Source organism: Streptomyces sp. NPDC052036 (assembly GCF_040680495.1).
GTDB lineage: Bacteria > Actinomycetota > Actinomycetes > Streptomycetales > Streptomycetaceae > Streptomyces.
The window spans coordinates 118,522-133,216 of record NZ_JBFAWW010000008.1; the positions used below are offsets into that span (position 1 = coordinate 118,522).

10 protein-coding genes and 2 pseudogenes are annotated in these 14,695 nt (G+C 71.3%); 3 read left to right on the plus strand and 9 right to left on the minus strand.

The genetic code is table 11. The annotated features are described in order from the left end of the window. Positions 1-129: 129 nt before the first annotated feature. The 7 genes from AB0L95_RS14410 to AB0L95_RS14440 form a co-directional block, all read right to left on the minus strand. Positions 130-321 carry a chaplin gene (locus AB0L95_RS14410; RefSeq protein ID WP_365161908.1) on the minus strand — a complete coding sequence of 64 codons (192 nt, stop codon included), beginning with the start codon at positions 319-321 and terminating at the stop codon, positions 130-132. Between the two features lie 247 nt (positions 322-568). Continuing rightward, on the minus strand, positions 569-910 hold the full coding sequence (locus AB0L95_RS14415) for an RdlA protein (RefSeq protein ID WP_365161689.1): 342 nt from the start codon (positions 908-910) through the stop codon (positions 569-571). Between the two features lie 156 nt (positions 911-1,066). Continuing rightward, a complete protein-coding gene (locus AB0L95_RS14420; RefSeq protein ID WP_365161691.1) occupies positions 1,067-2,986 on the minus strand; it encodes an AMP-binding protein in 1,920 nt (639 codons plus the stop codon). 204 nt (positions 2,987-3,190) lie between these two features. Then, entirely contained in the window at positions 3,191-4,702 is a 1,512-nt protein-coding gene (locus AB0L95_RS14425) for a von Willebrand factor type A domain-containing protein (protein ID WP_365161692.1), read from the minus strand. Positions 4,703-4,858: 156 nt separating this feature from the next. Further along, the gene (locus tag AB0L95_RS14430) at positions 4,859-5,722 is read right to left on the minus strand and encodes an ABC transporter permease (RefSeq protein WP_365161694.1); all 864 of its coding nucleotides are present in this window, start codon (positions 5,720-5,722) and stop codon (positions 4,859-4,861) included. Continuing rightward, the gene (locus AB0L95_RS14435) at positions 5,719-8,508 is read right to left on the minus strand and encodes an alpha/beta fold hydrolase (protein WP_365161696.1); all 2,790 of its coding nucleotides are present in this window, start codon (positions 8,506-8,508) and stop codon (positions 5,719-5,721) included. The genes AB0L95_RS14430 and AB0L95_RS14435 overlap by 4 nt, the downstream gene beginning before the upstream one ends. Before the next feature lie 316 nt (positions 8,509-8,824). Beyond that, complete coding sequence (locus AB0L95_RS14440) at positions 8,825-9,166, minus strand: hypothetical protein (protein ID WP_365161698.1); 342 nt, start codon at positions 9,164-9,166, stop codon at positions 8,825-8,827. Positions 9,167-9,375: 209 nt separating this feature from the next. Here AB0L95_RS14440 and AB0L95_RS14445 point away from each other — a divergent pair. From AB0L95_RS14445 to AB0L95_RS14455, 3 genes and pseudogenes are all read left to right on the plus strand, one after another. Continuing rightward, positions 9,376-10,518, plus strand: a pseudogene (locus tag AB0L95_RS14445) (FxsB family cyclophane-forming radical SAM/SPASM peptide maturase); the annotation flags it as partial. A gap of 49 nt (positions 10,519-10,567) precedes the next feature. Beyond that, positions 10,568-10,932: pseudogene (locus AB0L95_RS14450) on the plus strand (AAC(3) family N-acetyltransferase); the annotation flags it as partial. Next, a complete protein-coding gene (locus tag AB0L95_RS14455; RefSeq protein ID WP_365161910.1) occupies positions 10,868-11,224 on the plus strand; it encodes an AAC(3) family N-acetyltransferase in 357 nt (118 codons plus the stop codon). The pseudogene AB0L95_RS14450 and the gene AB0L95_RS14455, both read left to right, overlap by 65 nt. 191 nt (positions 11,225-11,415) lie before the next feature. Here AB0L95_RS14455 and AB0L95_RS14460 read toward each other — a convergent pair whose 3' ends face one another. Both AB0L95_RS14460 and mmsA read right to left on the minus strand, forming a co-directional pair. After that, the gene (locus AB0L95_RS14460; RefSeq protein ID WP_365161699.1) at positions 11,416-12,816 is read right to left on the minus strand and encodes an APC family permease; all 1,401 of its coding nucleotides are present in this window, start codon (positions 12,814-12,816) and stop codon (positions 11,416-11,418) included. Between the two features lie 375 nt (positions 12,817-13,191). Next, complete coding sequence (gene mmsA, locus AB0L95_RS14465; protein ID WP_365161701.1) at positions 13,192-14,694, minus strand: CoA-acylating methylmalonate-semialdehyde dehydrogenase; 1,503 nt, start codon at positions 14,692-14,694, stop codon at positions 13,192-13,194. Position 14,695 lies beyond the last annotated feature (1 nt).

The window sequence follows — 14,695 nt, forward strand, 5'->3', positions numbered from 1 at the left end:
GTCTTCCTGCTGGTAGAAGTGGGTGAAGTGGGAAGGCCGGCCCTGGAACCGGGAAGAGGAGTCCAAGGCCGGCCGAGACACAGCCGGGCAGCTGATGCATGACGACGTCAGCCGTCGGCGGCCATGGCGTCAGGTGGTCGCGCAGGCGTTGTTGGCGGCCGGGTTGAGCAGCCCGAGGACGCTGGCGGTGTTGCCGCAGGCGTTCACCGGAATGTCCACGGGGACCTGGATGACGTTGCCGGAGGCGATGCCCGGGGAGCCGGTCGAGGAACCCTCGGCACCCGAGTCGGCCATGGCCGGAGCGGCCATGCCGAGCGCCATGATGGCGCCGGCGACAACGGCCGCGCTCTTCTTGTGCTTCACGTATTTTCCCTTCTTTGCGGTCGTGCCCCTGTGACGGCCGAAACCGAGCGAGCACAGCTTGAACGGCTCGCCGCACGACCTGCAGTCTGTGAAACGAGGAATAGACGACCGAAGCAACTCCCGATCGGAGGGCGCCGGGCAATTCACCCGAATGCCATCGTCGAATTCACACCCAAGGCGAATACCGGGTATTGACGCGGGGTACTCAGCCGGCGCTCGCGCGACCGCCCGTCAGAAAGGGCGTGCCTTGGGTGGAAACCGGTACGGCACTGACCACCGAACCGGTGTCGGTCCGCGTCGGCAGACCGGCCCCCAGTCGGTCCAAGGAGCCCTGCACCAGGGAGGATTGGGGACTCGTGCCGTCCCCGGTCGCCTGGTCGGTGAGCGCGCCCTGGACGGTGGCCGAGTCGACGGCCGGGGCGGCTGCCGCCCCGGCGGGCGTGGTGCGCCCGTCGTCGCCGAGGGCAAGCGCCCCAGGTGCGGCCACCGCCGTGGCACCGAGGACGGAAGCGACGACCGCTGCCACGGCCATTGCCTGCTTGAGCATTTTCTCGCGTTCCTTTCCTGGCAGAGACATGTGTTCTGCTCTGCCACCAACCAGGTGTGTCGCCGATGGTTTCGGCGATTCACCCGGTCGGCCGTTCGGGGAACGGCAATTGCGCTCGCAGTGGCCCGGGCGGTTGCCCCGGCGCGGCCCGGCCGCTCAGTTCTCGTACAGTTCCTCGATCTCCCGTGCGAACGCCGTCGTCACCGCCTGGCGCCTGATCTTCAGGGACGGCGTGAGCAGCCCGTTCTCCTCGCTGAACTCGCCCTCGACCAGCCTGAATCTGCGGATGGACTCGGCCCGGGAGACCGCCTGGTTCGCATGGTCGACGGCCTTCTGGACGTCCGCGCGGATCCGGGGGTCACGGACGACCTCCGACAGCGGGGTGTCCGCGGGCAGCCCCCGTACGGCGAGCCAGTGGGCGACCGCCTCGGGATCCAGTGTGATGAGGGCGGCGACATACGGGCGGTTGTCGCCGACGACGATGCACTGGCCGACGGGCGAACGGCTGCGCAGCCGGTCCTCCAGCACGGACGGGGAGACGTTCTTGCCACCCGTGGTGATGAGGATGTCCTTCTTGCGTCCGGTGATGGTGAGATAGCCGTCCTGGTCGAGGGCGCCGAGATCACCCGTGGCGAACCACTCCCCGGCGAGCACGGCGTCCGTGGCGGCCGGATTGTTCCAGTACCCGCCGAAGACCAGTCCTCCCTTGATCAGGACCTCCCCGTCGTCGGCTATGCGGACGGCCGCGCCCGGGACCGGGAGGCCGACCGTGCCGGGGCGGGGGCCGAGGGGCGGGACGAGGGTGGCGGCCGCGGTCGTCTCGGTGAGTCCGTAGCCCTCGTAGACGACGATCCCGGCCGTGTAGAAGAACAGGCTGAGGTCGCGGTCGAGCGGGGAGCCGCCGCTGATGGCGTAGCGCATCCGGCCGCCCAGTTCCTTGCGGACGCGCCGGTACACCAGCAGGTCGTACAGCGCCCACGCCGCGTACAGGCCGGGACCGGGTCCCTTGCCGGTGCCCAGGAACCTGTTCAGATGCGCCTCGCCGAAGCGGACCGCGACCCGGTCGGCGCGGTCGAAGGACGCGCCGCGGCCGATCCTCTCGGCGGTGGCCCGCCCGGTGTCGTGGATCTTCTCGAAGAGATACGGCACGCCGACCAGGAACGTGGGCCGGAACGACCGCAGCGCCGGCCGGAGTTCGTCGGGCCTGACGCTCGGGAAGTGGCCCACCTCGATGCGGGCCAGCAGACAGGCGATCTGCAGGGTGCGGCCCAGGATGTGGGCGAGGGGCAAAAACAGCAGGGTCGAGGCGTCCTGGCCGGTGACCTCCTTGAAGACCGGATGCAGCAGTTCGACCGTGTTGGCGGCCTCCGCGTGCAGGTTGGCGTGGGTGAGGACACAGCCCTTGGGCGCTCCGGTGGTCCCGGAGGTGTAGCAGATCGTCGCGGGTGTGTCCGGGGTGAGTGCGCCACGGCGCTTGGCGACCTCCTCGCCGGGGACGTCCCGGCCCTGTTCGGGGAGCCCGCCGAGGGCGTCCGCGTCCAGGCACCACACCCGCGGGGGCTCGGGGTGGCGGGCCGTCGCCGCGGCGACCGTGGCCGCGTTCCGGGCGGTCTCCACGACCACCAGGCGGACCCCGGCGTCCCGCACGATCCACTCGACCTGCTCGGCGGACGAGGTGGGATAGACGGGAACCGTCTGGCCGCCCGCCGCCCAGATCGCGAAGTCGAGGACCGCCCACTCGTAGCGGGTACGGGACATCACCGCGACCCGGCCGCCCGGCTCCAGACCCGCCGCGATCAGCCCCTTGGCGGTGGCGGTGACATCTGCGGCGAAGTCGCCGGCGGTCACCGGCCGCCAGCCGGTGCCCTCCTGACGGCGCAGTACCACCGCGTCGGGTGCCTCGGCCGCGTTGACGAAGGGCAAATCGGCGGTGCTGCCCGTGCCGGCGGGCGGCACCAGTGGCGCGGTGCGTACCTCGCGGACCGCGCCGGCCGCGTCCCTGACCAGATCGACCGCGGTGCGGGCCGCCAGATCGCTGCGCTGCTGTGCCCGTTTCAGATCCCTGCGTACGCCCATAACGGCTCCGGTCGCGGCTCGGGTGCGGAGATGCGTACTTACTCCAGAGTCAACTTACTCATGAGTCAGGAGAATTCAATGGTGCGCGCCGAGGTTCTTCGACGGTCCGCGCGCGGCGGACCGGTCGATCGGCAGCCGGTCGACGGGCAGCCCGGTCAATCGGCGTCCCGGTCGATCGGGCGTCCCGGTCGGTCGGTGTCCCGGTCAATCGGCGACCCGCAGCCGGGACGCCTGCCGGATCGCCGAGGCCAGCTCGCGTACGTCGGCGTCCCGTGTGCGCGACGCCAGCGCGTCGGTGCGCTCGGCGAGCGCGGGCAGACCGGGGGCGCCGGGGAGCGCGGCCGATTCCGACGCGGACCGGCGCAGGTCGTCCGCGAAGTACGCGGCGGCCGCGGCGACCTGCAGCCCGTACGGGGCGCGCCCCAGGTCGTCGCCGAGGAAGCCGGTCTCGATCTGGCCGGACTCCTCGTGCGGGGCGCGGGTGGCCGGGTCCAGCCAGCGGACGCTCGCCGTGGCGAGATGACCGTCGGCGCCGGGCCGGGTGCGGACCGCGTAGAGCGCGGTGACCGTGTGACCGGGGCCCACCTCGCCGCCGTCCACGCGGTCGTTGCGGAAGTCCCGGTCGGCGACGCGCCGGTCGTCGTAGCCGATGAGGCGGAACTCCCGTACGGTCCGCGGGTCGAAGGCGACCTGTGCCTTGGCGTCCCGGGCCGTCAGCTCGACGTTCTGCGGCAGTTGGTCGCTGAAGACGCGCTGCGCGTCCTCGGGGGTCGAGACGTAGACGGTGTGGCCGTCGCCCCGGTCGGCGAGACGTTCCATCAGCGCGTCGCCGTACTCGCTGCCCACGCCGACCCCGAAGAGAGTGATGCCGTGTTCCCGGCGGGCGTTCGCGATGCGCTCCAGGATGGTGCCGGGTTCGGTGTCACCGGTGTTGGCGAGCCCGTCGGACAGCAGCACGACCCGGTTGGTGGCACCCGGCCGCAGGCCCCGCACGGCGGTGGCGTACCCGGTGCGGACGCCCGCGCCGAGGTTGGTCGAGTCCGTCGGCCGCAGCTCCTCCACCGCGTCGTGCACCCGGGCGCGACGGCCGCCGAGCCGGGTCATCGGCAGCACGGTCCGTGCCTCGTCGCTGAAGGTGACGAGCGCGACCGAGTCGTCGTCGCGGAGCCGGTCCGTCAGCATGCCGAGCGAGTCCCTGACCAGGTCGAGCCGGCCGGGCTCGGCCATGGATCCGGAGACGTCGACGACGAAGGTCAGCGCGGCGGGCGGGCGTTGGGCCTCCGGCTGCGCGGCGCGCGTGGCGAGTCCGACCCGCAGAAGGGACCAGCCGTCGGTCCCGGTGCGGGCGCCGTCGACGGTGACCGTGAAGCCGTTGCCCGCCGGGCGCTCGTAGTGCTGGTCGAAGCTGTTGACGAACTCCTCCGGGCGAACCGTCGTCGGCTCCGGCAGCCGGCCCTCCGCGAGGGTGCGGCGCGTATAGCCGTACGAGGCGGTGTCGACGTCCAGCGCGAAGGTGGACAGATGGCCGGAATCCTTCTCGCGGCCGTCCGGCGCCGAGCTGGGCGCCGACGCGGGGAAGGGGAGCGAGCCGTTCGACGTGCTCGACCTGCCCGACCCGTTCGTTCCGCCCCCCGAGCAGCCGCTGAGCAGCAGTCCGCCCGCGAGTGTGAGCGCGAGCAGCGTGCCGCGAAGTCGTCGTGTTCGGTACTCGCCCATCGGTGCCCCTCCGTCCGTCGACGTCGACGTCTGTGGTCGATGTCTGTGACTGTGACGGCGCAAGGGGCGCCGATGGGCGGTACGGGGCGTTGCGGATGGATCTCGAACCGGCCACGGCGGGCGGCCGCCGACACCGGTAGGAGATCCTCCGTTGACCTAGGAGACGACGTCCTTGCGCGCGAAACCGCGGAAGGCCAGGGCGAACAGCACCAGCGCGTACGTTATGGAAATCGCCGTGCCCTGGATCATGCCGGACCACTCGGGGCGGGGCTGGACGGCGTCCGCCCAGGCGAATTGCCAGTGCGCGGGCAGGAAGTCCCGCCAGTGGCCGAGCGCGGTGACCGCGTCCAGCACGTTCCCGACGATCGTGAGGCCCACCGCGCCGCCCACCGCGCCCAGCGGCGCGTCCGTCCGGGTCGACAGCCAGAACGCCAGCCCGGCGGTGACCAGTTGGGAGACGAAGATGTACGCCACCACGACCACGAGCCGCTGGGCCGCCGTGCCCGCGGAGAGGGCACCGCCGGTCGGCAGCTGAAGCGGACCCCAGCCGTAGGCCGCCGTGCCCACCGCGAGCGCGACGACCGGCAGCAGCACCATGGCCGCGAGGCTCAAGGCCAGTCCGACCGCGAGCTTGGACCACAGCAGACGGGCGCGCGGGACGGGGGCCGCGAGCAGATAGCGCAACGAGGACCAGCTCGCCTCGGAGGCGACCGTGTCCCCGCAGAACAGGGCGACCGGGATCACGAGCAGGAACCCGGCGGAGACGAAGAGGTTCACCGCGGCGAAGTTGGCGCCCGACGCGGTCGCCGTGTCCATGAGCGTGACCTGCCCGTTGCGGGAGCCCGGGTCGCCGCCGATCGCGAAGGCGACGACCAGCACGAACGGCAGCACGGCCAGGACCGCGCCCATGACGAGCGTACGGCGCCTCTTCAACTGCCGGACCAGCTCGACACGGAGCGGGAGCGTCCGCCGCGCCCGGTATCCGTCGGCCGTCTCGGCCCGCTCGGCGAGCGCACTCATGCGGAATCTCCGATCAGGGTGAGGAAGGCGTCCTCGAGCCGGCGGTGGGGCCCGAGCGAGGACACGGGCACATCGAGCCGGACGAGCTCGACGAGCAGCCGGGCCGCGGCCGCGGAACCGGAGACGACCGGCTCGGCGGACCCGCCGGGCAGGACACCGGGGGAGGCCGCGGGGACGCCCGGCTCACCGGGGTTCACGGCCGCCACCGCGGCGGCGACCGGCTCCGGGGAGTCCAGCGGGGAGCCGCCCGGGTCCGTGGCCGGGGCGAGGCGCACCAGCAGTCCGCCCTCCGTCCGTGTCGCCGACGAGACACCGGGCAGCGCGGCCACCTTCTCCACCAGCGGGTCGGCGACCTCGGCCGCCAGCCCCACGAGCAGGGTGTCGCCGGAGCCCACGATCTCGCCCACCGGCCCCGCCTGCACCAGCCGGCCGCGGTCCATGACCACCAGGTGGGTGCAGGACTGTTCGACCTCCGCCAGCAGATGGCTGGAGACGATGACCGTGCGGCCCCCCGCCGCGTACCGGATCATGACCTCGCGCATCTCGCGGATCTGCGGCGGGTCCAGACCGTTGGTCGGTTCGTCGAGGATCAGCAGATCCGGCAGCCCGAGCATCGCCTGCGCGAGGGCGAGCCGTTGGCGCATGCCCTGAGAGTAGGTGCGGACCGCGCGGGACAGCGCGTCGCCGAGCGCCGCGATCTCCAGTGCCTCGTCCAGATGTGCGTCCTCGGGCGGGCGGCCGGTCGCCTGCCAGTACAGCTCCAGGTTCTCCCGGCCCGACAGATGCGGCAGGAAGCCCGCGCCCTCCACGAAGGCGCCGACCCGCGACAGCACCGGTGCGCCCGGGCGGATCGCATGGCCGAAGACCCGGATCTCTCCGCCGTCCGGCTTGATGAGACCCATCAGCATGCGCAGCGTCGTCGTCTTGCCCGCGCCGTTCGGCCCGAGCAGACCCAGCACCTGGCCCTTCTCCACCCGGAAGGACACGTCCCGCACCGCGTACCGGTCGGCGGACTTGGCATAGCGCTTGCTCAGACCCGTGATCTGCAACGGGACATCGGCGAGCGCGGGGTCGGGGGCCGGTGCCGTCGTACGGCGACGGCCCGTCAGGAGCAGGGCCGCCGCGGCCACCGCTCCGGCGAGCGGCAGCCACCACACCCAGGAGGGCAGCGGGGCCGCCGCGGTCGTGACACCCGGGGCCGTCGGCACAGTGAGGCCGCTCTTGAGGAAGACCCGGTAGGTGGCCGGCGCGGCCGGGGACGCATAGCCGAGGTCCGTGGAGGCGAGCACCAGCCGCAGCCGGTGGCCCTTCTGCACCTCGTGGTCGATGGCGGGGAGGGTGAGCGTGACGTCCTTGCCGTTCCTGGCGCCGGACACCCGGACGGGCGCGACCAGTTGCGCGGGCAGCACCTGCCGGCCGTCGCCCGCGCCGACGTCGTACACCTTTCCGAAGAGCACGGCGTCGTCGCTCGTCGACGTCACATGGACGGTCACCGTCGGCGACCCGGTGATCCACAGGTCGTCGCGGATCGGGGCCGAGTCGAAGTGCGCGTACTGCCCGGGGAAGTCGAGCGACACCCCGATGCCCAGGGACGACAGCTGGGACAGGCCGCCGGAGCCGCCGAGGCCGGGGAGCGCGGAGACCGCGGGCGGGCTCGCGCCGGCCGGGTTCGCGAAGCTCTGCTCGCGACCGGTCAGCGGGACCGTCCGCCGTCCGCTCTCCAGACCGGGGTAGGCGTCCGCGCTCGCGCCGCGCAACAGGACGGCGCCGTCCGTGGAGTCGACGCCCCCGGGCCGGGTGATCCGGAACGCGGGCCCGGTGTCGACGTTCCTCTCGTCCTTCAGATAGCGGTCGAACCACGCCGTGACGCGCGCCTGCACCCGGTCGGTCTCCAGGTCGCCGCCGTCGTGCCCGCCCGCGATCCAGTCGACGTCCACGGGTGCGCCGTTCGCCTGGACGGCTCTGGCCGCCGCGTCCGCCTGGCCGAGCGGGAACAGCGAGTCGGTCTGGCCCTGCACGAGAAGCGTGGGCACCTTGATGTCCTTGCCGACGGCGGACGGGGAGCGCGCCTGGAGCAGGGCGCGCGCCTGCGCGTCTGGCGTGCCGGACTCCGCCACCCGGTCGTACATCCGGCACAGCTCGGCGGTGAACTTGGCGCAGCCCCCGCCGGAGTTCAGGAAGACACCCGCCCACAGCTTCTTGAACACGCCGTTCGGGAACAGGGCGTCCGCCAGGTTCCAGTACGTGATCGCCGGCGCGATCGCGTCCACCCGGTGGTCATGACCGGCCGCCAGCAGCGAGATCGCCCCGCCGTACGACGCGCCCGCCATGCCCACGCGCGGGTCGCCGGGCCTGTCGAGCTCGACCTCGGGCCGCTTCGCCAGCCAGTCGATCAGCTTCGAGACGTCGGCGACCTCGCCCCGGGGGTCGTTCAGCCCGATTCTTCCCGTGGACTTTCCGAAGCCGCGCGCCGACCAGGTCAGCACGGCATACCCGTCCCGGGCGAGCTTCTCCGCCTGGCCTCTGACGTCGTCCTTGCTGCCGCCGAAACCGTGGGCGAGCAGGACGGCCGGGCGGCGGCCGGCGGACCCCGCGGTGAAGTACGAGGTGTCGATCCGTACACCCCCGCCCATGTCCATGATCCGGTCGGAGCGGTGCACGGCGGGCGCGTCGTCCGAGGCGACGGCCGACCATGTGCCGAAGCAGGCCAGCACGAGGACGACCGCGGCGACGGCGGCCACGGCCCCTCGGCGCAGCCCCCGGACCGCGGGCAGTCGAAGATCCATGCGTCAACGGTAAGGGCCGCCACCGACAACCGCGGCAGCCGCCGGACGGAACTCCGGCCCCTCCCACAGGCGTACGGACCCGACGCCGCGTACCGCAGCCGTCGTACGGCGGCGCAGCGACCGTCCCGGCCCCAGGGGCCTTCGCCCGTCCCACGCAACTCCCCTTTTCTCCCCGGCCGCAGAAACACCGGGCACAAGGTGTCCGGAAATGCACCTGGGAGCGGAATTCCGCCTCTGCCGTACTGTGCCGCACCCGAGTGCCTGCTGAACGAAAGCGGGAAACAATCGAATGACAGGTGGCACCGTCCTGCCGGGATCAGGTCATCTGGATGACCGTCAGCAGCGCGTACACCGAAGTCCGCTGCTTTTCACCGCGCCCGTCGTCCTGCTCGCCCTGCTGAGTCTCCTGATGGTCTGGGAAATGGTGAGGGAGAACATCTCCCCGGATCTCCAGGAACAGTGGCCGTGGCGTTTTTCCCTGCTCGCGCCCGAGGCGCTGTCCAACCTCTTGGCAGTGTCCCTCGGTTTTGTGTTCGCGCGCGCCCAGTACGCAAGGACGGTACGGCCGATCATCGGCTGGAGCGGCCGTGTGAGTACGAGCGTGCGGGCGATGAACAGCAAGTTCGTCTGGGTGGTCGGACATCAGGAACGGCGGCATGCACAGCGCCATCCTGGAGAGCGCCGACTACTACGTGCAGCCGAAAGGCGAACACATCGCGGCCGCGGAGATCCGCTGGCAGGCATACGAGGATGCCCGTCGCCGCACTCGAGTCACGTCCTTTGCTCTGCGGTCCGGTCGTCCGCACCTTCTGCGACGGAGTAATCCGGCCCCCGCGGCGGAGGGGCGTGACGATGACCGACAGCAGCCTGTCTCGTTCAACTCCTGCATCTGAACAGGACGGCACAGCCGCCCCCGCGCAGTGCGTACGGCAGTTCGTCGTCAAGGTGCACAGCCGCTGCGATCTCGCGTGCGACCACTGCTATGTCTACCGGCACGCCGACCGCAGCTGGCGCGGGCGGCCACCGGTCATGTCCCCCGAGGTGATCCGGCGAACCGCCGGGCGGATCGCCGAACATGCCGCCGCCCATGGGCTGGACGCCGTCCATGTCGTCCTGCACGGCGGTGAACCGCTCCTCGCCGGACCCGCGCGGCTGCGGCAAGTCGCGGAGGAACTCCACCGGGGCCTGGACCGCCACTGCCGGCTGGACCTGCGTATCCAGACGAACGCCCTCCGTCTGGACGAACGATTCTGCGAGCTGTTCCGGGAGTACGACATCAGGGTCGGGGTGTCGCTGGACGGCGACCGCGCGGCGCACGACCGCCACCGCCGTTTCGCCGACGGCCGAGGCAGTCACGACGGCGTGCTGCGGGGGGTGCGGCTGCTCCGGACCCCGCGCTACCGCCATCTGTTCGCGGGTTTGCTGTGCACCGTCGACCGGGAGAACGACCCGCTGCGGGTGTACTCGGCCCTCCTGGAACTGGACCCTCCGAAGATCGATTTCCTGTTGCCCCACGCCACCGGGGACAACCCGCCCAGCCGCCCCGGCGGGCAACGGACCCCGTACGCCGACTGGCTGGCCGTCGTCGCCGACCGATGGCTCGCCGCAGGCCGCCCGGTGCCCGTGCGGATGTTCGACTCGATCCTCAGCCTGCTCGCGGGCGGCCCGAGTCTCGTCGAGTCCCTGGGCACGGACCCGGTCGACCTCGTGGTGGTCGAGACCGACAGCACCTTCGAACAGGCGGACTCGCTGAAGACGGCCTACGACGGCGCGCCCGCGACCGGTATGGACGTCTTCTCGCACAGCCTCGACGAGGTCGCCCGCCACCCCGGTCTGCGGGAACGCAGGCGCGGTCTCGCCGGGCTCTGCGGCACCTGCCGGTCCTGTCCGGTGGTGGAGGTGTGCGGCGGCGGGCTGTACGCCCACCGGTACCGCTCGGGTTCCGGATTCGCCAATCCCTCGGTCTACTGTCGCGACCTGATGGCTCTGATCACCCATGTCAAGGACCGGCTCCCGGACGCCTGACGCGTCCGGGAACGCCGACCCGGAAAGGTCATCCATGCACAAGCTCGACGGACGCCCCCACCGGCCGGCCAAAGGCGAGGAGGTCCTGACCGAGGAGTTCCGCGCGCTCGGCATCCGCCCCGGCGGGGTGCTGCTGGCCCACGCCTCGCTGCGCAGCCTCGGCCCGGTGCACGGCAGGAGCCGCGCGGTCCTGCGGGCGCTGCGTACCGCTCTCGGCCCGGAAGGCACCCTGGTGGTGCCCACCTTCACCCCGGAGAACTCCGACACGTCCCTCGCCTACCGCAGGCGCATCCAAGGCCTGACCGAGCGGCAGGTGGCGGAGGTGCGGAGCACGATGCCCCGTACGACCGCCGGCGTACCCCGGCCGTGTCGACGGGGCGGCTGGCGGAGGAGGTGCGGACCCATCCCGAGGCGCTGCGCAGCGATCATCCGCAGACGTCCTTCGCAGCCGTCGGCCCCCCTGTCCCGGCGGATCGTCTCCGGCCATTCTCCCCGCTGCCATCTAGGGGAGTGCTCCCCGCTGGCCCGGTTGTACGAGGAAGGGTCCCAAGTACTGCTCATCGGCGTGGGGTTCGCCCCCTGCACCGCGTTCCACCTGGCCGTATACCGTATGCCGGAGAAGCCGATGCAGGAGTACCACTGCGTCGTCCGGGTCCGGGGGAGCGGACCTGGTGGAGCTACACGGACGTGACCCTCGACGACAGCGACTTCGCGGTGCTGGGCGCGTCGTTCGAGCAGAGCGGGGCACCCGTGACGGCGGGCCGGGCCTGAAGCGCCGACGCCCGGGTCTTCGGTGTCAGGGACGCCATGGATCACGCGGTGGCGTGGATGGCGTCCCATCGCCGCCCGGGGCGCCGGCAGGGGTAGCCCGTCCCGAGGGGCTCAGGCCTGTGCGTCCTCGGGGATCGACACCAGCCAGCGGGTCTCGCGGCGGGGGCGGAGGTAGAGCGCCCAGTACAGGGTGGCCACCGCCGTGATGCCGCCCGTCCACAGCAGATAGCCGACCTCCTGCCGGCTGAGGATGTAGGCGAGGACCGCGATCAGCAGGAGCGGCATCGCGGGCCACAGCGGCATCCGCCATGCGGGCGTGTGCCGGTGCGCGCCGCGCCGGGCGAGCAGGGCGGCGACCGCCACCAGCAGGTACATGGCGGTCACCGAGACGCCCGTGACGCCGTAGAGGGTGTCGAGGTTGACGAAGCAGAGCAGCGCGCCCGGGACACCGACGACGAGGGTGGCGACCCACGGGGAGCCGAACCGGCCGAGCTTGGCGAGGCCGTTGTTGACCGGCTCGGGCCAGGCCTTGTCGCGGGCGGAGGCGAACAGTACGCGGGAGTTCTGGATGACCATCACGATGCCCGCGTTGATGATGGCGAGCGCCACGCACAGGCTCACGAAGGTGCCGACGGCCGAGTTGGACCAGGCGGTGACCATGCTGCTGATGTCGCCGCTCGTCAGCGCCTTCAGGTCGGAGGCGCCCATGGTGATGGCCACGACCGGCACCAGGATGACGACGGTGGAGATGGCGAGGGTGGCGAGGACCGTGCGGGCGACGTTGCGGCGCGGGTTCTCCAGCTCCTCGGAGAGGTAGACGGCGGTCGAGAAGCCCTGGGTGACGAAGAGGGCGATGGCGAGCCCGGAGACCACCAGCATGGCCGTCACGGTGTCCGTGTGCCCGCCGGAGCCGGCGACCTGCATCGAGACCAGGCTGCCGAGGCCGCGCTGGCTGTGGCTGAAGCCCAGGACGGCGACGACGCCCGCGGCCACCACTTCCAGGACCAGGAAGATGCCGGTGATCCAGGCGTTGGCCCGCAGGTCCAGCAGTCCGGCGAGGGTGGCGAGCAGCATGACACCGGCGCCCGTCATCGACGGGTCGAGATGGACGACCGGTGCGAGGTAGTCCGCGGTGCCCATGGCGATCACCGGCGGGACGATCATGACGACCAGCAGGGACAGTACGAAGACCAGCCAGCCCGCGAGCCGTCCGGCGAGCGTCGACACCATGGCGTACTCGCCGCCGGCGCTGGGGATCAGGGTGCCCAGCTCCGAGTAGCAGAACGCCACGGCGATACAGAGGAGGGAGCCGATGGCGATCGTGAGGGCGGTGGCGGTGCCGAGCGAGCCGAACAGGTCGGGGACGACCACGAAGAGCGTGGAGGCGGGCGTCACGCACGAGAGCGTGAGCAGGGTGCCGCCGACGATGCCGATGGAACGCTTGAGGGTCTGGGGACTGCTCTCAGGTGCCTGGGCGACGGAGTTCTCGACAGGGCGGAGCGTGTCGGTCATGCGGCGGATCCGATCGACTCGTGCGGCAGTGGTTCGGGCGGGAGCGCTATCGCCTCCGGAGGCTGGGTCGTCCTTGCTTGTCGTCTCCCGGTGCGCTGCATTGGACCCCGACGAAAATCAGCACGTCAATGGCCGTTAACCTTCGGATTCCGTACTTGTAAAGCGAGCTGGGTCACGTTGGTTTCCCAGGGCGTGTCGCCTGTCTGTCTCATTAGTCAAGATCTTGCGTGTTTGGACCTTGCTTTCAAAGGTGAAAGCCGGGTTGAGCCTGCGTCACCCGTTTGATGACGCTCGCACGAGAACCGCAGCGAAGGCGTCAAAAAAATGTCAGGCCGTCCGGAATCCGGACGGCCTGACGGGGGCTCACGGCAACGCTCAGTGATTGCGCGGGAACCCGAGGTCGACGCCCGCCGGGGCCTCGGACGGATCGGGCCAGCGGCTGGTGATCACCTTGCCGCGGGTGTAGAAGTGCGTGCCGTCGTTGCCGTAGATGTGGTGGTCGCCGAAGAGCGAGTCCTTCCAGCCGCCGAAGGAGTGGTAGCCCACCGGGACCGGGATCGGCACGTTGACGCCGACCATGCCCGCCTCGATCTCCAGCTGGAAGCGGCGGGCCGCGCCGCCGTCCCGGGTGAAGATCGCGGTGCCGTTGCCGAACGGCGAGGCGTTGATGAGGGCGACGCCCTCCTCGTACGTCTCGGCCCGCAGCACGCACAGCACCGGGCCGAAGATCTCGTCCTGGTACGCCTTGGCCGTGGTCGGCACCTTGTCCAGCAGCGAGATGCCGATCCAGTGGCCGTCCTCGTACCCGTCGACGGTGTGACCGGTGCCGTCCAGGACGACCTCGGAGCCCTCCGCCGCCGCGCCCGCCACATACGACGCCACCTTGTCGCGGTGCGCCTTGGTGATCAGCGGGCCCATCTCGGAGGCCGGGTCGTTGCCCGGACCGATCTTGATCTTCTCGGCGCGCTCGCGGATCTTCTCCACCAGCTCGTCGCCGATGGCGCCGACCGCCACCACGGCGGAGATCGCCATGCAGCGCTCGCCCGCCGAGCCGTACGCCGCTGAGACCGCCGCGTCCGCCGCCGCGTCCAGGTCGGCGTCCGGCAGCACCAGCATGTGGTTCTTGGCGCCGCCCAGGGCCTGCACACGCTTGCCGTTCGCGGAGGCGGTGGTGTGGATGTAGCGGGCGATCGGGGTCGAGCCGACGAAGGACACCGCCTTGACGTCCGGGTGCTCCAGCAGCCGGTCCACGGCCACCTTGTCACCGTGGACGACGTTGAAGACACCGTCCGGCAGGCCCGCTTCCGCCAGCAGCTCGGCGAGGCGGACGGACGCCGACGGGTCCTTCTCGGACGGCTTCAGCACGAAGGTGTTGCCGCACGCGATCGCCATCGGGAACATCCACATCGGGACCATCGCCGGGAAGTTGAACGGCGTGATGCCCGCGACGACGCCCAGCGGCTGCCGGATCGCGGCCACATCCACCCGGCTGGCCACCTGCGTGGACAGCTCGCCCTTCAGCTGTACGTTGATGCCGCAGGCCAGGTCGACGATCTCCAGGCCGCGCGCCACCTCGCCGAGCGCGTCATCGTGCACCTTGCCGTGCTCGGCGGTGATCAGCTCGGCGATCTCGTCACGGTGCGCGTCCAGCAGCGCCCGGAACCTGAAGAGGATGGACGTGCGCTGCGCGAGGGAGGACTGCCCCCACGTCACGAACGCCTCCCTGGCCGCGGCCACGGCCGCGTCCACCTCGTCCACGGTCGCGAAGGCGACCTGGGTGGTGACCGCGCCGGTCGCCGGGTCCGTCACCGGACCGTACGTGCCCGACGCGCCTTCGACGGTCTTCCCGCCGATCCAGTGGTTGACGATCTTCGTCATG